This is a genomic window from Mucilaginibacter sp., assembly GCF_965277465.1.
Lineage (GTDB): Bacteria > Bacteroidota > Bacteroidia > Sphingobacteriales > Sphingobacteriaceae > Mucilaginibacter.
Genome location: NZ_CBDICW010000002.1, coordinates 1,742,791 through 1,761,136, shown reverse-complemented (window position 1 = coordinate 1,761,136; position 18,346 = coordinate 1,742,791). Strand labels below are relative to the sequence as shown.

The following is an 18,346-nucleotide window of genomic DNA, read 5'->3' as shown; positions in this document are numbered from 1 at the left end:
TAACTGTGTAATTACTCTGCTGTTCATCATATTTTTTAGTTTTACAAAAACACTGAGCCATGCGTAAGCTTTTCATTATTTCAACTGTTATTATTTTAGCCCTGCTTGTTGGCTGGAGCTTTTTATGGAGGCCGGCAGTATGGTCGTTCCTTATTTTCGGCCCTATTTTTATTGTGGGCATTTATGATCTTTTCCAGAAGAAACACAGCATAGTGCGCAATTTCCCTGTTTTTGGGCACTTAAGGTTTGTGATGGAAGACCTGAGGCCAAAAATATACCAGTATTTTATTGAAAGCGATGTTGACGGCACGCCATTTAACCGCCAAAACCGTAGTGTTATTTATCAGCGGGCCAAAATGGTTGATGATACCCGCCCATTTGGTACGGAACTGGATGTTTATCAAAACGGATATGAATGGTTAAACCATAGCATAGCCGCTATTGCGCACGATCAGCTTAATTTATCGCCAAGAGTAAAGGTAGGCGGCCCCGATTGCACGCAGCCTTATTCGGCAAGTATCTTTAATATATCGGCCATGAGCTTTGGCTCATTAAGTGAAAATGCAATTTTAGCTTTAAACGGAGGTGCCAAAATCGGCAACTTTGCACACAACACCGGCGAAGGTGGCTTAAGCGATTACCATTTACAGCAAGGCGGCGATATTATATGGCAAATAGGTACTGGTTATTTTAGCTGCCGCCACAAGGATGGCACAATTGATTTTGATGCATTTGCACAAAGAGCCGCATTGCCGCAAGTTAAAATGATTGAGGTTAAACTTTCACAAGGTGCCAAACCGGGGCATGGCGGTATTTTACCGGCAGCAAAGGTAACGCCCGAAATTGCGCGGATCAGGTTGGTGGAAATGGGCGAAGATGTAATCTCGCCGCCCTATCATACTGCTTTTAGCACTCCGCTTGAACTTATGCAGTTCATTAAAAAACTTCGCGGACTGTCTGGTGGCAAACCCACAGGTTTTAAACTATGTTTAGGCCATAAAAGCGAGTTTTTAGCTATCTGCAAGGCCATGAAAGAAACCAAGATCTACCCGGATTTTATTACGGTTGATGGCGGCGAAGGCGGTACAGGTGCTGCACCTTTGGAGTTTTCAAACTCGGTAGGTATGCCATTGAGAGAAGCACTGGCTTTTGTTTATGATGCCTTAACAGGCTTTGATCTTAAAAAACACATCAGGATTATAGCCTCTGGTAAAGTGGCTACCGGTTTTGATTTGGTAAAGAACTTTGCCTTGGGTGCGGATATGTGTAACAGTGCCCGCGGAATGATGTTTGCCCTTGGCTGCATCCAGGCCCTTGAGTGTAATGCCAATACCTGCCCTACCGGTGTTGCCACGCAGGATAAGAGCCTGATGAAGGGCTTGGTTGTTGAAGATAAAAAAGTAAGGGTAGCCAATTTTCACAGGCAAACCATTAGTAGTGCCGTGCAAATGACAGGCGCAGCAGGTTTAAAACATCCCTGCGATATGCACCGTATGTTTATTTACAGGCGCATCAGCCACAGCGAAATACAAACTTATGCCCAGCTGTTCCCTTATATTCCTAAAGGAAGCTTGTTAGCCACACCATATCCGCTCAGTTTTGAAATGGATATGGCTATCAGCGGCTCTACAACCTTTATGCCCGATTATAATAAAGTATCGTCAGTGCAAATTGAAGACTCAAGTGCTTACTCAGGGAAATAATCTATCAGTTTAAAACGATACAAAAACCCAGGTATTAGATTCCGGCAGATATTTTTTTTGCAGGTAAAACATTAGGCACAGCTATCAGTTAATAAGAAAAATTAATATCTATGAACTTGTTATCTGTCGACCGTAGTATCCGCCACTGGTGGGTATTTGTTTTAAGGGGTGCTTTATTCATTTTAGTTGGCATTTATATGGTAGCTAATCCTGCTACCAGCTTTGTGGCCCTCGGTTTTGTATTCGGCTTAATTATCCTGTTAGCAGGTGTAACCGAGTTGTTGCGCGTAGTGCGCGACAAGGATGCAGGCAGCCGCTCATGGCACCTGATGCTGGGTATTGTTGATATTATCCTCGGCATTGTTTTAATGGGTCATGTAGCTACCAGTGTGGCTATTCTGCGTATTATTGTTGGTTTCTGGTTCTTGTTCCGCGGTATTTCATTGTTCAGTTTTTCGCGTATCACTGGTGGTTCCGTATTGCTAACTATAGGTGCCGTACTAAATATAATTTTTGCGCTGATGATTATATTTAACGCCGTATTTGGCTCATTGACCATTATTATATTTATAGCTATTGCATTTATTATTACCGGGCTAATGAATGTTTGGCTGGGTTACCGGCTTAAATAGCAGCTGCTAATAATTTTCAATATATCATCAATACCTTTTGGCGACTGCTGATTGGTTTTTGTATGTTTGTTGCATAAATGTCTGCAGATAGTATTGTTTCAAAAATTCAGGCCAATGCCGACCTGGTAAAGATCATTTCAAAATATTTAATATTACAGGAAGGGCGCCGTATTTTAAAAGGCAGCTGCCCATTTCATACTGATAATTCTGATTCATTTATGGTATCGCCAGCCAAAAATATTTACAAATGCTTTGGCTGTGGTAAAGAAGGTGGACCTATCGAGTTTATTATGACTTTAGAAGGTAAGAGCCGTGACGAGGCGGTAAATATACTTGCCAAACAGTTTGGCATTAGTGATGCTGCCTAACAGCGACTTTAAATAATATCTAAAACTGTACGCCCCATCTTTCTTCAATCCCTAACCCAAATAAAGCAAAATCATACTTTACAGGATCATTAGGATCAAACTGCCGAAGGCCCTGGGTAAGTTCTACGGCTGTTTGCCAGTCGGTTTGTTTGCGGGTTATCAGGTTTAACCTGCGGGCCACACGGTCAACATGCAGATCACAAGGGCAAATCAGTTCAGATGGTTTAATCTGCTTCCAGATCCCGAAATCAACCCCGCATTTATCATCTCTTACCATCCAGCGTAAAAACATATTTAAGCGCTTGCAGGTTGATTTTTGTGATGGTGAGGAGATATGTTTTTTTGTACGATGCGGAAAATCGGGCAATGAAAAAAAATAGTTCCTGAAATGGTTCAGGTATTTTTCGATGGGCTCCGGCGCATCTTCTAAATCATTATTTTTACTGATAAGCGTTGCGCTTGTATTGGTTTCGCCGGGCAAAAATGCAGATTCTAATGACTCATGACTTTCGTAATGATACCTGAAAAATGAGATAAAGTAAAGGGTATCAATATCATTAAAAGTGCGGTGCTTAAAATACAGCAGCTTTTTCAGATCAGGCTCCTGATGGTTGATGATAAAATCATAAGGCGCGCCATCCATCAGGGTGATTAGTTCCCGGCATTTATTAATGATAGTTACCCGCTGCCCCCATGCCAGCACAGCCGCCCACAAACCCATTATTTCAATATCCTGCTGTTGGGTAAACAAGTGAGGAATTGAAACAGGGTCGTTTGTTATAAAATCGGGCCGGTTATATTGAATTACTTTTGAATCGAGGAAAGTTTTTATCTCCCCGGTCCCCTGGAAGGGGAGCTTTTGAAAATCATCTTTTAACATTCCGGAATTTAAAATCTTCTTTACAGAAGATTAGTTAAGCCAGCGCTTGTTTCAAATCATCTAACAGATCATCCACATCCTCTACCCCTACGCTTAAACGTAGCAGGTTATCAACTACACCAACTTTTTCGCGCTCCGCTTTTGGAATTGATCCATGCGTCATGCTAACGGGATGGTTAATCAATGATTCCACACCGCCTAATGATTCGGCCAGAGCAAACACCTTAAATGATGAAGCTATGCGAAAGGTTTCCTGCAAGTCGGCATCTTTTAGGGTGATAGAGATCATACCACCAAAATCACGCATCTGCTTTTTAGCAACTTCATGATTAGGATGATCGGTAAAGCCCGGCCAGTATATTTTATCAACCTTAGGATGCGTTTTTAAGTATTCGGCTATTATTCGGCCATTTTCGCAATGTGCTTTCATACGTAAATGCAGGGTTTTTATACCACGTAATACCAAAAAGCTATCCATAGGGCCCGGGGTTGCACCACAGGCATTATATATAAACCAAAGTCTTTTATAAAGCTCTTCGTTATTCAACATCAGGGCACCCATAACTACATCGGAGTGGCCTCCAATGTATTTGGTTACCGAGTGCATTACAATATCGGCACCCAAATCAATCGGGTTTTGCAGGTACGGTGATGCAAAGGTATTATCAACAGCCAATAGAATATTTTTCTCTTTGCTGATGGTGGCTATTGCCTCTATATCAACAATCTGCATGGTTGGATTAGTAGGCGTTTCAATCCAGATCAGTTTGGTATTTTCATTGGCATACTGACGGATAATTTCGGGATCTGACAGGTTAAGAAAATGAAACTTGATCCCATAATTGGCAAATACCTTGGTAAAAATACGGTACGAACCGCCATACAGATCATTACCGGTAATTACTTCATCACCGGGCTGTAACAGTTTCATCACTGCATCAGTTGCACCCATTCCGCTCGAAAAGGCAAGACCAAATTCAGCATTTTCCAATGCAGCCAAACAGTTTTCCAAAGCCTTACGGGTTGGATTGGTACCACGCGAGTACTCATAACCCTTATTATCGCCTGGCGATTTTTGCCAGTAGGTGGATGTCTGGTATATCGGTGTCATCACCGCTCCTGTAGTAGGATCGGGCTCCTGCCCTGCGTGTATAGCTTTGGTTGCGAATTTCATATTAGCTCTTAACCCTTAAATGGGTGATTTTATTTAAATTCAGTTCTTAATTATCCTGATCTTTTAGAAACACTTTATTAATAAGCCCTTGCAAACAACACCCTTTGTGTTGATGGTTTCCCGGTTAAAATACATTTGCCTGCTTCCTGCTTATTATCCAAAGGGATGCAACGGATTGTCGCTTTTGTTTCGTCTTTTATTTGTTGCTCAGTTTCTGAGGTACCATCCCAATGGGCTGATATAAAGCCAGGTTGCTCATCTAACAATCTTTTAAACTCATCATAGCTATCAACTTCGGTAGTGTTAGCAGTTTTAAAGTTTAAAGCTTTTTGGTAAATGTTATTTTGGATCTCTTCTAACAACTGCTCAATATGTGCAGCTAAGCCTTCCTGGTTTACAGTTTCTTTAGTTTTGGTATCACGGCGGGCCAGTTCAACAGTACCGTTTTGCATATCACGGCTGCCAATGGCAACACGTAAAGGAACACCTTTTAACTCGTATTCGGCAAACTTAGCTCCGGGGCGGTGGGTATCACGTTTATCAAACTTGATAGAGATACCTTTAGCTTTTAACTCTTTGGTAAGCTCAGCTATATAAGCCGAAATGTTATCCAGTTCTTCCTGGTGCTTGTAAATAGGCACAGCTACAACTTGGATCGGTGCTAATTTTGGTGGCAATACCAAGCCAGCATCATCAGAGTGCGCCATGATGAGGGCCCCAATTAAACGGGTTGATACGCCCCATGAGGTTGCCCAAACATAATCAAGCTTATTTTCGCGGTTAGTAAATTTAACATCAAATGCTTTGGCAAAATTCTGTCCTAAAAAGTGAGATGTACCTGCCTGTAAAGCTTTACCATCCTGCATCAATGCCTCAATACAATAGGTATCCAAAGCGCCTGCAAAACGCTCATTAGCCGTTTTTTTACCACGCACAACGGGTAATGCCAGCCAGTTCTCCACAAAATCAGCATAAACATTAAGCATTTGCTCGGTTTCAATTATTGCCTCTTCGGCGGTAGCGTGTGCCGTATGGCCTTCCTGCCATAAAAACTCGGTTGTACGCAAAAACAAACGGGTACGCATTTCCCAGCGTACAACGTTAGCCCATTGGTTAACCAAAATAGGTAAGTCGCGGTATGACTGGATCCAACCTTTATAAGTGTTCCAGATAATAGTTTCGGATGTTGGGCGAACGATCAGTTCTTCTTCCAGCTTTGCATCTTCATCAACCACTATATTTCCATTACCATCATTTTTTAAACGATAATGCGTTACAACGGCACACTCTTTAGCAAAACCATCAACGTGACTGGCTTCTTTTGAAAAGAAAGACTTTGGTATAAACAGCGGGAAATAAGCATTGCTGTGTCCTGTTTCTTTAAACATAACATCTAACGTAGCCTGCATTTTTTCCCAGATAGAATAACCATAAGGTTTAATGATCATACAACCCTTTACCGGCGAATACTCGGCCATGTCGGCTTTTATCACCAGGTCATTATACCATTGTGAATAATCTTCGTCTTTACTTACAACCCCTTTACTCATATTATTTTTTGGATAGATTAACGTATACTGCAATATTTACAGCCTTCAAATTTATAAATTTTAAGCTGTATGAGCCATCATTTAACCGATTTTAAGATTTACCCGAATTATTAAATTAATACAGGCCATAAAAGCAATAAAAAGCCCCGCTTAATTTTAAACGGGGCTTTGTTTATAGCTTGATTATAAACTACTTAGTCTTCATTTACAAATGAGCGCAGCATCCAGGTATTTTTTTCTTTAAACTGCATAAAGCGGTTAATCATATCGTTTGTACCATCATCGCCTGCATCAGCGGTGATCTCTAAAATATCGCGTTCCAGCTTAATTAAAGTTGCTATATCATCAATAATAGCTTTAACCATTGTTGTATCCTTTAGGCCGATAGTATCAATTTCCTTTAATTCAGATTTTTTGATATAATCACCAAACGTGCTGTATGGTGCTTTACCAAGGGTTAATATCCTTTCGGCAAGTTCATCAATATTGGCAAGGGCTTCGGTATACAGTTCTTCAAACTTTACGTGTAAGGTAAAAAAGCTTTTGCCTTTAACATTCCAATGGCAGCCGCGTACTTTTTGGTAATAGATGTGGTAATTAGCTAATAACTCATTTAAATGATCAACAACCGGTTTTTCTTTTGATTCTTTAAGACTTATTTTATCTGCTTTCATGATAATAATTGTTTTAGCAACAACAAACATGTTCATATTTGTTTGTTGTTGTGATAGTTCAAATTTAACAATTCACGGTTATTTATACTCATATTTGTACGCATTATGACACTGTCGCCACATATCAGCGAGCAATTCAGCGGGGCCATCTGGCGCATGGAAATTGACGAGCTAAGCGAAATACTTTTTGTTGAGATCCGCAATAATGAAGAAAAAAAAGTTCAGTTTGCTGCCCTTGATTTAAACACCGGTTTAACCCTTCTTAAAAACCTGGACACGCCCGAGCGCTGGCTTACCGGCATTGAAGCAGCCCACAATGGTGTACTGCTATTGCATTATTACCAATCAGAAACCGGGCCCACACATAAAGGCCTAATGGCTGTAGATGCCATGACTACCGAAACACTCTGGAGCAATTACAGCTATTCTTTTGATCATTTATCAGTTAACGGGCCCGTTTTATATGATGCACGTGTACAACCCCGGAAATTATTTTTAGCAGATATTAAAACCGGTGCAACAACCCGTATCTATGAACCGTCTGTTTATATGGATATGAAAAATAGCGTAATAGTGCCGGCGGTTATTACCGAAGAACTTTTACCTTATGGTTTATTATCCATACATCCTTATGGAAATATGATACATTACCTTGAATACAATAATTTCAGAATTGTATCTTTGCACGCGTTAAAAGCAGGGCAGTTATTTCAGGCAATTTATATTTTTGACGGGGTGAACAGAGTTTACGAGGATTTGTTAAATACAGATATACAAAAAATGCAACCCGAAGCGTTTATATTGCACAAAAACCGCTTGATTTATATTAAAAACACAACCGAGCTAAAAGTTTTAGCCCTATAAATTATTGATCCAGATTTAGTTATGAGATTTAAGATTTTATTGATCACCCTATCGTTATTCACCCTCTCCTTATCGCTTGCTGCCAAGCCTTTAATTGATTCAATTGGTGTTAAAAACAACGACGGTAAAAAACTGATATTATTTAAAGTTAAAGCCAAGGATACCTATTATTCTATAGGAAGGCGTTACAACATAAAGCCGCAAACTTTAATGAAGTTTAACGACAGTAAAAAAGAAACGCTGTCGATAGGTGCCATTGTTGAGGTACCAACCGATCAGCCTTATAAAAAAACATCATCCAAAAAGGAAAAAACTAAGGAAGTAGCTGAAAAGCCTGAGAAAAAGGAAACCAAGAAGGAAAAGAAAGAACGCCTTGCACAGGAAGCTAAGGAAGCCAAAGAAGAGAAAAAGCACAAGCATAAAGAACAATCAGAAAACCCTGAACCTGCTGAACAGCAAGAATCAACCCCGGAGCGTGCAGTTCAAAAACCGGTGCAGGTACAATTGCCTGCGCAACCGGTACAGCAAGTACCACAGGAGAATACCTCGCCAACCATGCAGTATAAAGTATCTGCCGGCGAAACTTTATACGCTATCTCAAAAAGATTTAACACTACGGTTGATGATTTAACCAAGCTGAATAGCCTTACCTCAACCAATTTAACCCCGGGTCAGTTATTAACTGTTAGATCGGGAGCGGCTACGCCTCAACCGGCCCAGCCACAGCCTCAGCAACAAGCACCTGTTGCAAATAACGACCAGGTTGCCAAACACGATTCTGTTATTAAAACACCTGCTTTAGATAGCAGCAATGCCGAAAAACACTTAAATGCAAACCGTTTTGGCTTATACGAGAAAAATGAAAAAGGTGTAGCCACCTGGATTGATGATACCAGCCTTGATCCTAATAAAAAATTAGTGCTGCACCGCACCGCTCCTATTGGAACTGTGGTAAAGATCACTAACCCAATGACCAATCGCACCACCTTTGCAAAGGTAGTTGGCAGGTTTACTGACAATGAATCGACCAAAGACGTTATTATCGTGATGACTAAAAACGTTGCCGACTCGTTAGGTGCTTTAGATAAGCGTTTTCATGTAATTATCAGCTACGGTAGCCCGAATGAATAAACCGTATATTATTGGTATTGCCGGGGGAAGCGGTTCTGGCAAAACGTTTTTTCTGAAATGTTTTTTAGAGCATTTTGCTGAGCATGAGGTGAGCCTTGTATCGCAGGACGACTATTATATTCCCGTGGCACATAACATGACCAAAGAGGAGAATAAGCTTTATAATTTCGACCTGCCAGGCACTATTGATCACCAGCATTTTGAGGATGATATTGATAAGCTGATGAGCGGGCAGGCTATCCTTAAAAAAGAATACACGTTTAATAATCCTGATGCTATCCCCAAGATGCTGGAAATAAAACCCGCACCTATCCTGATAGTTGAAGGTTTATTTATCCTGCACTTTAAAAAAATAGCCGAAACGCTTGACCTTAAAATATTTATTGAGGCCGATGATGAGATTGCCCTGCAACGCCGCCTTAAGCGCGACCTTTTGGAGCGCGGTTATTCGCACGATGATGTGATGTACAAATGGATGAACCATGTTGTACCCGCTTACCAGGAGTATTTATTACCCTATAGGGATGAGTGTGACGAAGTAATTGTAAACAACTCGCACGTGGCGGATGATATTATCTGTATTACCGAAGAGATTTCAAAGAATTTGCGCGGTAATGTATTAAGTTAACATCAAGGTCAGTAATACAATACTGAACTTGATATATTTCTAAATAACCATCTCTGGTATTTCTCCCTCAATAATCAGTTTGCCAGCTGTGGCATTTTTAATTTCTTCGACGCTTACACCGGGTGCACGCTCCAATAATTTAAAACCGCCACCGGGTAATACATCAAGCACGGCTAATTCTGTAACAATTTTTTTAACGCAATTTACACCTGTTAATGGCAGGGTGCAGTTGGGTAATAATTTTGATTCACCTGCACGGTTAACATGCTGCATGGCTACAATAATATTCTCGGCCGAAGCCACTAAATCCATAGCACCGCCCATTCCCTTTACCATTTTACCGGGGATTTTCCAGTTGGCTATATCACCATTTTCTGATACTTCCATCGCCCCTAAGATGGTAAGGTTTACTTTTTTGGCCCTTATCATTCCAAAGCTCATGGCCGAATCAAATATAGCTGAACCGGGCAGCATGGTAATGGTTTGTTTACCGGCATTTATCAGGTCGGCATCTTCTTCGCCCTCAAGCGGGAACGGCCCCATACCTAATAAGCCATTTTCTGACTGCAGCACCACATCTATATTTTCGGTGATGTAGTTAGCCACCAGCGTAGGGATGCCAATACCAAGGTTAACATAATATCCGTCTTTAATTTCCTTTGCAATTCGTTTCGCTATACCTTCTTTATCAAGCATCTTTCTATAATATTATCACTATCAACTTTAAGGGATTACCTTTTTAAGTTACCTCTTTCTTACGGTGCGCTGTTCAATTCGTTTCTCGTAATCCACACCCTGAAATATCCGGTGCACATAAATTCCCGGTGTATGGATATGATCTGGGTCAAGCTCACCTGGTTCAACCAAATGCTCAACCTCGGCAATGGTGATCTTTCCGGCGGTTGCCATAACGGCATTAAAATTACGGGCCGTGGCACGGAAAACTAAATTCCCCATCGAATCACCTTTCCAGGCTTTTACAATAGCAAAATCAGCCTCAAAGGCCATTTCCATTAAATAATCCTTGCCGTTAAAATTCCTGATCTCCTTACCTATGGATACCTCTGTACCTACCCCGGCAGGGGTAAAAATTGCGGGCATACCATAGCCTGCCGCCAGGCAGCGGGTGGCTAATGTTCCCTGCGGAATTAGTTCAACTTCCAGTTCGCCGCTGAGCAACTGCCGCTCGAACTCGGCATTTTCACCAACATACGATGAAATCATTTTTTTCACCTGCCTTTGCTTTAGCATCAGGCCGATACCAAAATCATCAACCCCGGCATTATTTGATATACAGGTAAGTTCCTTTGTGCCTTTGCGTACAAGTGCCGCAATACAATTTTCGGGTAATCCGCACATGCCAAACCCACCCATCATTAAGGTCATACCATCCTTAATATCATGGATAGCTTCATCAGCTCCACTAACTATTTTGTTCATTTTCAATAATTGGTTGCGGTAAAATTAGTTCTTTTTGTGGATAGACGGCAGGATATAGCACATACTTTTCCTTTTATTCAGCAAATAAAATAAAGTAGCCTTTTTATCTTGCAGCAATAGTACTCAACCACAACAAAATAAATGAAACAATTATAAAATTGAAGCCTTATTAATTATACATCATCAATAAATAATATGGCAATTAATAATGAAGACGGTTTGGATGACAAGGATAATTATTCAAACCAGGACGAAGATAAACCCAAGGCATGGCGGGTGGAAGATGAAAAGGGTTTAAAAGAAAAAAACCTGGAAAGAAACCTTTATGGCAAGAGTGAAAACAATATGAAGCCGGTTATGGAAGGCCAGGGAATGGGTGGACACAACTTTGGTAAAAGTAGCAACACACCTGCAGGGGATGATAAAAACAATCCTTCGCAAAATGCTGGCTACTCAAATGCTTACCTGGCACGTACCGAACCATCTGAAGAGCATCCCGAAAACAGTAATTTTAAAGATAAAGCGCAGGAAGGCGAGCCAGATTATAACAAAGCCCAAGCCTACGCTAACTGGAATAGCGGGGAGCCAAAACCTGAAAAAGTTGAACGTGGCGACGGAGAAAATGACCGCCCGCATAAAGGCAACACCTATCATGATGACGAGGTTAATATCCCCGGACCTAATGAATTACCGGATCAACAAAAAGTTGGCGAAGATGAAGATGAAGATGACGAGGAGAATCATTTAGAAACATAGCCTTTACCAGGCTATGTTTTTATCAATGTAAGTAATCAGGTCGTTTGCCATAGCTTGCTGCTCTTTAGCGCTTGGGTGCCCGTTGGTGTTTTTATAAGGGATAAAATGCGTGTAGACGTTTTTATCGTTTAGGCCCGCAACAGCCTTATCAATATATCCCGGCCATGGTGAACCTGCTTTAGTGGCATCCATACTACCTAAGATGCAAAGGATATGTGCTTTGGGGTATTTAGCCCGTATGTTTTTTACAAAATTAGCGTAGGCATTTATTATAAAGTCGGTAGTTGGTGGCGTATTGCCGAACCGCGCTTTAAACTGTTCATTATCATGCAAATTTACTATCCACGCATCATTTTGAAACAGGTTGATAACCACCAGATCGGGCGTATACTTTGAAAAATCCCACTTACTGTTTGGGTCAGTTGCATCAAGGCGGTCGTACATCTCAGGCATTACCATCGGGAACCAGCTTACAGTTACACCTATCCCACTTTTTGATGTATTATGAAGCTCGGCATTATAATGCCTTGCGGTTAGCGCTGCATAGCTGATATATCCGTTTTCGTAAGCGCTTGTGCCCCTGTCCTGCCCGGTGGTATCTTCATCAGCATATCCGCATGAAATAGAATTACCAAAAAATTCAATCTTTCGTTTTTTAGTAGCCGGGGCCGCCAATATTTTACCTTTATTTTCAAGCTCAAACTGGTAAAACCATGTTTTACCCATTGCCCATTCGGTACGCTTAAATAACTCTAAACTGTGTTTACCTTTTGGCAACCCAGCTACAAGCTCATATTCCTTTTTCCCGTTTTCCGGGTGAAGCACACTTATTACCTTACCATCAACAATTACGTTATAATTATTATCGGCTCTTTCATCTTTTAAAACAACACTCACGCCCGTGCCTTCAAAATTAATTTTTATTGAACTGGCAGACCATGATAGCTCAGCAGCGTCATCTCTCATAGCAATGCGCCCCATATAATGAATATGGTTATCATTATAATTAATTATAGTTTGAGCTTTACAACTAAAAGCTGTCAGAAAAAAATAAATGATAATAAGGTATTTGAAACGCATATTAATTTATTGATTATTTAAAATATACATAAGTAATTCCGTCGCCGCCTCGGTCTAAATGCTCGTCTTCCATGCGGTCAACCTGGTCATATTTTTTAAGGTATTGCCTGATCATTTTACGCAAAATACCATCGCCCTTGCCATGAATAATTTTCAGGTTACCAAAACCCATCATTAAGGCGCGATCAAATAAACGTTCAATATTGCTTAAAGCGTCTTCGGTACGCATTCCCCTTACATCAATTTCAGGGCTAAAGCTGGCAACATCGCCCGTATGGTTAAAGCTTTTCCTTATCTCTTTTGGCACGGTTGATTTTGCAACCTTAACAACCCTTTTCTTTTTAGCTACCGTACGCAAATCGCCAATGGCAATTACTACGTTATCTTTTATCAGTTCAATAACCTGTCCTGTGGTTTCGCTGTCAATAAGTTTAACCCAGTCGCCAGGTTTTAATTCCTCATCTGTTGCGGCAGGTTTGGCAACTATTGGTTTTACAGTATTTTTTTGAAGTTCAACGTTCAGGTTTTCGCGCAGGCTACGGGTCTTTTCTTTATCGGCGTTGCTACTCTTAATTTCGGATATGGTGTTTTCAACCAACTTGTTGGCATTTAAAATAATGTTTTTAGCCTGATCTTTAGCATCCCTTATTAAAGCCTTTTTATTCTCTTCTAAATAACTTTTTAGAGTTTCATTTTCAGCAAGCAGAGTATTTACCTGCCTTTGCTGTTTATCTAACTTGAGTTTGGTATCGAAGATCTCTTTCTTTTCACGCTCAAGGTCAACTAATAGGGTATCCACCTTTTTTTGCCCGGCGCTTACTTTGTTTTTTGCAAGATTAAGCACATTTTGAGGCAAACCGATTTTTTGGGCGATCTCAAACGCATATGAGCTACCGGGTTTACCAACTTCGAGCATGTAAAGCGGCTTCATCTCCACATTATTAAAAAGCATAGATGCATTCTCTATACCTTCGGTATGGCTGGCAAATATTTTAAGGTTTGAGTAGTGTGTGGTAACCATACCCTTAACCTTTTTATGGTTCAAGGTTTCTAAAACGGCTTCGGCTATCGGGCCGCCAAACTGCGGGTCGGTACCTGTACCAAACTCATCTATCAGAATCAGTGTTTTCCCATTGGCCTGCTCTACAAAATTTTTCATTTTTGATAGATGGGCACTATAAGTACTTAAATCACTTTCAATAGACTGGTCGTCACCAATATCAACAAAAAGTTGTTTAAAAACACCCACTATACTTGATTCTGCAGCCGGGATCAGTAAACCTGCCTGCACCATCATTTGTAAAAGACCAACCGTTTTCATACAAACAGATTTACCACCTGCGTTGGGCCCAGATACAACAATGATACGGGTACCCTCATCAATATGAACGTTGAGCGGCACAACCGTTTTTTGCTCTTTTTTAAAATTTAAAAACAATAAAGGATGACGCGCATTGGTCAGTTTTAGCTTGGCCTCGTTCACCACTTCGGGCATTTCACCCTCCACGTCAATAGCGAATAACGCCTTGGCCCGTACAAAATCAAGCTTGGTTAACAAACTGTGGTACGATAGTAAAAGCGGCACATAGGGCCTCAATTCGTCAGTTAAAGCAGTTAATATTTTTATGATCTCGCGCCTGCGTTCAAACTCTAAATCGCGGATTCTGTTATTCAGGGTAAAAACCTCCTCGGGCTCCATATAAACCGTTTGACCCGATGCAGATTCATCATGTATAAAACCTTTAAGCTTACGTTTATTTTCGGCTAATAAAGGGATACACAACCGGCCATCGCGAATGGTTAGTGAGCCGTCGGCTGTCCAACCATTACCTGCTGCACTTTTAAATACCTGATCAATCTTTTTGCGGGCTTCCTGTTCAGCTTTGGCTATTCCTGATGTTATTTCGGCAAGATCACGCGAAGCATTGGGCCTTATCTTTCCTTTCGGATCAATAATCAGGTCAATCTTTTTAAGAATCGCCTTTTCTATCGGCAGGTGCTCAAATAAAGCTTCCAGGTTGGGGTATTGGCCTTCGCGTTCGTTAAAGTAACCAATAACAGCAAAAACAGTGGTTAATGATGCCTGTACCTGGTAAAACTCTTCTTCGCTTAAAAATGTGCCTTCAATTTTAGCTTTGTTGGCCAGTGATTTAATGTCGAAAAAATGATGGATAGGCAAAGCCGCATCATTTACCAGTATATTTTTAAACTCATTTGCCTGGTATAGAAACTTACGAATCTGGTCGTAATTATTCATTACCTGAATTTTATCAACCATTTGCTGGCCCATTTCACTCAGGCAATGTTCTTTAATTAATTCCTTAACTTCGGTAAAACCCAGCTTATCGGCGCTATTATTGGGGTAAAGCATTTTTTGAGCGGGATTTATTGGTAGAATCTGTTTTTTTGAGCTGCACTTTGTTTAATGAATCTGTTTTCTTTTTTAGGCGAATCATTATTGTATCATACATAACCTGCAACTCTGTGGGCTGGGTAGCGTAGTATTTAAAGCTTTTTATAAAATGGGTGGAATCGGTATTGAATCTTTTAAACAAGAGATCGTACTTGCCCGTGCTGTATTTATTAATACTATCCTGCGATTGCAAAACGCCATACAACCTGCCATCAACGATATGAACTTCGGTCAGTAACCTAACCATTTTATCGTGATCGATAACGCCATCAGGTGCTTTATTACTCTTACATGAGTATAAAAAAATCAATACTGAAAAAAACAAGGTGATATATTTACGCATTCTGTAATTTAGCGGCTTATTATTAAGCAAATTTACGGATAAATGAGCATTGCAGAGAACATCAAAAGCTTAAAAAAAGAAACTGTACCAATAAACGTAACATTAATTGCCGTATCAAAAACCAAACCTGCCGAAGAGCTGCAGGAGGCTTACGATGCAGGCCAGCGTTTGTTTGGCGAAAACATGGTACAGGAATTAGTTGAAAAATACGAACAGCTACCCAAAGATATTAAATGGCACCTGATAGGCCACCTGCAAAGTAACAAGGTAAAATACATTGCCCCATTTATCAGCATGATACAATCTGTTGACAGCCTGAAGCTGTTGCAGGAAATAAATAAACATGCCGAAAAGAATAAGCGGGTTATTGATTGCCTTTTACAGATCTATATTGCTGATGAAGAAACCAAATATGGTTTGGGTTTTGACGAAGCAATTGAGCTAATACGCTCAGAAGAAATAGCAGCCTTAAAAAACATCTGCATACGTGGTTTAATGGGTATTGCTACCAATACCGATAATGAAAAACAGATAAAGGACGAATATTACGAACTCCGGACGTTTTTTGATGGTATGAAACAAAGCTTTTTTAGAAAAGATACTGCTTTTGACACCTTATCGATGGGCATGTCGTCCGACTATAAATTAGCTATTGAACAGGGCAGTAATATGGTACGTTTAGGCAGTACTATTTTTGGCAAGCGAATTATAAAGCATTTCAAAAACAATTAATAACAGGTTTATAATTGAGCAGAACTAATGGTTACTCAATAAACAAAAATTATAAAATGAATTTAAATTTAAGAGTAGCTAAAAGAGAAGATTGCCCGCGTTTAATGGAACTGATTAAGGAGCTTGCACTTTATGAAAAAGCTCCGGAACAAGTTACCGTTACACTGAATGAATTTGAAGAAGCCGGTTTTGGGGCCAAGCCTGTATGGAAAGCATTTGTGGTTGAGGCTGATGGAATAATTGCAGGTTTTGCTTTGTACTACATCAGGTATTCGACATGGAAAGGCAGCCGTATGTACCTGGAAGATCTGATAGTTACCGAAGCCGTACGCGGACAAGGTATTGGAAAACTATTATTTGACCAATTAATTGTTGAAGCCAAAGAATTAGGCTTTAGCGGAATGACCTGGCAGGTGCTTGACTGGAACGAACCGGCAATTAACTTTTATAAAAAGTACGAAGCCAATATGGAAGCAGGCTGGCTTAATGCATCATTATCAAAAGAACAGCTTTAAGAATAGCTTAACCAACAAATTAAATCATTACTACAGCCAAAATACCTGTAGCACAATATATAAATAATGCTTGTTTTTAAATTCGGAGGTGCATCGGTAAAAGATGCAAGCGGCATAGTTAACCTTGCCAACGTTGTTAAGCAGTACCAGGGCAATCAATTACTGATCGTAGTTTCGGCAATGGGTAAAACCACCAACGCGCTTGAAAAACTCACTAAGTCCTATGTAGACCAGGATGAGGATGTTCATGATATTTTTAACGACATTAAAAAATATCATTATACTATAATTGAGGAGCTTTTTGAGCCATCAAACCCTATATTTAATGATGTAGCCAATAGCTTTGTTGAAATTGACTGGATGATTGAAGAAGAGCCGCATGATGATTACGACTTTATTTATGATCAGATTGTATCCATCGGTGAGCTGGTATCAACACGGATAGTTAATGCCTATTTAAATAAAGCAGGTTTAAATAGCCAGTGGCTTGATGTGCGTGGATATATTCACACAGATAATACTTACCGCGAAGGTGTGGTACAATGGGATAAAACAAAAGAAAGTATTAATAAGGATATACCTTCGCTACTACAAAAAGGTATTGTAGTAACGCAAGGCTTTTTAGGCGGCACATCTGAAAACTTCACCACCACCTTAGGCCGCGAGGGCTCTGATTATACGGCATCAATCATTGCATCGTGCCTGGATGCCGAATCGGTTACTACCTGGAAAGATGTACCGGGGATATTAAACGCAGATCCCAAATTTTTTGAGGATACCGTTAAGTTTGATGAACTCTCCTACTCCGAAGCTATTGAAATGACCTATTATGGTGCCAGTGTAATTCACCCAAAAACTATAAAACCACTTCAAAATGCCAACATACCATTGCTGGTAAAACCATTCACAAACCCCGGCGAAGCTGGAACAGTGATTAAAGAAAATGGCATCAATAAGTTTGAGAAGCCCGTTATCATCCTTAAACAAAACCAGGTATTACTTTCCATATCAGCCAAAGATTATTCCTTTATTTCCGAAGATCATTTAAGCGGTATCTTCGGCTTATTTGCAAAAAGCCAGGTTAAGGTTAACATGATGCAAACATCGGCTCTGAGCTTTACGGTTTGTATTGATCTTTTTGAGGACAGGTTTAAAAAGCTTTTAAACGGCTTAAATCAAAGTTTTAGGGTTAAATATAACCAGGGGCTTACCTTAATTACGGTACGCCATTATTCACCTGCATCGTTAAAAGAGTTAACCGATGGCAAAACCATATTGCTTGAGCAGGTAAGCCGTAACACCATACAATTGGTTGTTAAGTAACATTGCTGTTGGCAAGTGTAAAAATATGTTAAACTGGCAGGCATTTCTGCGTATTTAAACCGTAATGGGCTATCTTAGCCCTATACAATTCGTCTTAATCTAATTTCATGAGATCTTTAAAGACCATTTTTATCTCCTCC

19 protein-coding genes are annotated in these 18,346 nt (G+C 40.3%); 10 read left to right on the top strand and 9 right to left on the bottom strand.

Annotated elements, in window-relative coordinates:
- The first annotated feature begins 59 nt into the window (after nt 1-59).
- From ACQY4U_RS20075 to ACQY4U_RS20065, 3 genes are all read left to right on the top strand, one after another.
- Nucleotides 60-1,703 (top strand): FMN-binding glutamate synthase family protein, encoded by a 1,644-nt coding sequence (locus ACQY4U_RS20075; protein WP_428331242.1) that lies wholly within the window; start codon nt 60-62, stop codon nt 1,701-1,703.
- Nucleotides 1,704-1,813: 110 nt separating this feature from the next.
- Entirely contained in the window at nt 1,814-2,335 is a 522-nt protein-coding gene (locus ACQY4U_RS20070; RefSeq protein WP_428331241.1) for an HdeD family acid-resistance protein, read from the top strand.
- Between the two features lie 77 nt (nt 2,336-2,412).
- A complete protein-coding gene (locus tag ACQY4U_RS20065; RefSeq protein WP_428331240.1) occupies nt 2,413-2,703 on the top strand; it encodes a CHC2 zinc finger domain-containing protein in 291 nt (96 codons plus the stop codon).
- Nucleotides 2,704-2,722: 19 nt separating this feature from the next.
- On the opposite strand, the gene ACQY4U_RS20060 is transcribed toward ACQY4U_RS20065, so the two are convergent.
- The 4 genes from ACQY4U_RS20060 to ACQY4U_RS20045 all read right to left on the bottom strand — a co-directional run bounded on the left by ACQY4U_RS20060 (nt 2,723) and on the right by ACQY4U_RS20045 (nt 6,981).
- Nucleotides 2,723-3,583, bottom strand: coding sequence for a TIGR02757 family protein (locus tag ACQY4U_RS20060; protein ID WP_428331239.1), 861 nt, complete (start codon nt 3,581-3,583; stop codon nt 2,723-2,725).
- 34 nt (nt 3,584-3,617) lie between these two features.
- Nucleotides 3,618-4,757, bottom strand: coding sequence for a cystathionine gamma-synthase (locus ACQY4U_RS20055; RefSeq protein WP_428331238.1), 1,140 nt, complete (start codon nt 4,755-4,757; stop codon nt 3,618-3,620).
- A 77-nt stretch (nt 4,758-4,834) separates the two neighbouring features.
- Complete coding sequence (gene proS, locus ACQY4U_RS20050) at nt 4,835-6,307, bottom strand: proline--tRNA ligase (protein WP_428331237.1); 1,473 nt, start codon at nt 6,305-6,307, stop codon at nt 4,835-4,837.
- Between the two features lie 194 nt (nt 6,308-6,501).
- Nucleotides 6,502-6,981 carry a Dps family protein gene (locus ACQY4U_RS20045; protein WP_428331236.1) on the bottom strand — a complete coding sequence of 160 codons (480 nt, stop codon included), beginning with the start codon at nt 6,979-6,981 and terminating at the stop codon, nt 6,502-6,504.
- A gap of 105 nt (nt 6,982-7,086) precedes the next feature.
- Here ACQY4U_RS20045 and ACQY4U_RS20040 point away from each other — a divergent pair, with 105 nt between their 5' ends.
- The 3 genes from ACQY4U_RS20040 to ACQY4U_RS20030 are packed head-to-tail and all read left to right on the top strand — an operon-like array spanning nt 7,087 to nt 9,604.
- Nucleotides 7,087-7,845, top strand: coding sequence for a DUF4905 domain-containing protein (locus tag ACQY4U_RS20040; RefSeq protein WP_428331235.1), 759 nt, complete (start codon nt 7,087-7,089; stop codon nt 7,843-7,845).
- A 21-nt stretch (nt 7,846-7,866) separates the two neighbouring features.
- A complete protein-coding gene (locus ACQY4U_RS20035) occupies nt 7,867-8,976 on the top strand; it encodes a LysM peptidoglycan-binding domain-containing protein (protein ID WP_428331234.1) in 1,110 nt (369 codons plus the stop codon).
- Complete coding sequence (locus ACQY4U_RS20030; RefSeq protein ID WP_428331233.1) at nt 8,969-9,604, top strand: uridine kinase family protein; 636 nt, start codon at nt 8,969-8,971, stop codon at nt 9,602-9,604. Before ACQY4U_RS20035 ends, ACQY4U_RS20030 begins: the two co-directional genes overlap by 8 nt.
- A gap of 39 nt (nt 9,605-9,643) precedes the next feature.
- On the opposite strand, the gene ACQY4U_RS20025 is transcribed toward ACQY4U_RS20030, so the two are convergent.
- Together ACQY4U_RS20025 and ACQY4U_RS20020 are read right to left on the bottom strand one after the other, a co-directional pair.
- Nucleotides 9,644-10,300, bottom strand: a complete 657-nt coding sequence (locus ACQY4U_RS20025; RefSeq protein ID WP_428331232.1) for a 3-oxoacid CoA-transferase subunit B — start codon at nt 10,298-10,300, stop codon at nt 9,644-9,646.
- A gap of 48 nt (nt 10,301-10,348) precedes the next feature.
- Nucleotides 10,349-11,044 (bottom strand): CoA transferase subunit A, encoded by a 696-nt coding sequence (locus ACQY4U_RS20020; protein ID WP_428331231.1) that lies wholly within the window; start codon nt 11,042-11,044, stop codon nt 10,349-10,351.
- 195 nt (nt 11,045-11,239) lie between these two features.
- On the opposite strand from ACQY4U_RS20020, the gene ACQY4U_RS20015 reads away from it, so the two are divergent.
- Nucleotides 11,240-11,800, top strand: a complete 561-nt coding sequence (locus tag ACQY4U_RS20015; RefSeq protein WP_428331230.1) for a hypothetical protein — start codon at nt 11,240-11,242, stop codon at nt 11,798-11,800.
- Between the two features lie 3 nt (nt 11,801-11,803).
- Here the strand turns inward: ACQY4U_RS20015 and ACQY4U_RS20010 are convergent, their stop codons facing one another.
- From ACQY4U_RS20010 to ACQY4U_RS20000, 3 genes are read right to left on the bottom strand one after another with little or no spacing between them, the layout of a single operon-like run.
- A complete protein-coding gene (locus ACQY4U_RS20010) occupies nt 11,804-12,880 on the bottom strand; it encodes an SGNH/GDSL hydrolase family protein (protein WP_428331229.1) in 1,077 nt (358 codons plus the stop codon).
- 13 nt (nt 12,881-12,893) lie between these two features.
- The gene (locus tag ACQY4U_RS20005) at nt 12,894-15,251 is read right to left on the bottom strand and encodes an endonuclease MutS2 (RefSeq protein WP_428331228.1); all 2,358 of its coding nucleotides are present in this window, start codon (nt 15,249-15,251) and stop codon (nt 12,894-12,896) included.
- Nucleotides 15,235-15,636: a DUF4296 domain-containing protein gene (locus tag ACQY4U_RS20000; protein ID WP_428331227.1), complete on the bottom strand. Its 402-nt coding sequence runs from the start codon at nt 15,634-15,636 to the stop codon at nt 15,235-15,237. Before ACQY4U_RS20000 ends, ACQY4U_RS20005 begins: the two co-directional genes overlap by 17 nt.
- A 42-nt stretch (nt 15,637-15,678) precedes the next feature.
- Between ACQY4U_RS20000 and ACQY4U_RS19995 the strand changes: the two genes are divergently transcribed.
- From ACQY4U_RS19995 to ACQY4U_RS19985, 3 genes are all read left to right on the top strand, one after another.
- Nucleotides 15,679-16,368, top strand: a complete 690-nt coding sequence (locus ACQY4U_RS19995; RefSeq protein WP_428331226.1) for a YggS family pyridoxal phosphate-dependent enzyme — start codon at nt 15,679-15,681, stop codon at nt 16,366-16,368.
- Between the two features lie 56 nt (nt 16,369-16,424).
- Complete coding sequence (locus ACQY4U_RS19990) at nt 16,425-16,883, top strand: N-acetyltransferase family protein (RefSeq protein ID WP_428331225.1); 459 nt, start codon at nt 16,425-16,427, stop codon at nt 16,881-16,883.
- 66 nt (nt 16,884-16,949) lie between these two features.
- The gene (locus ACQY4U_RS19985) at nt 16,950-18,206 is read left to right on the top strand and encodes an aspartate kinase (RefSeq protein WP_428331224.1); all 1,257 of its coding nucleotides are present in this window, start codon (nt 16,950-16,952) and stop codon (nt 18,204-18,206) included.
- Nucleotides 18,207-18,346 lie beyond the last annotated feature (140 nt).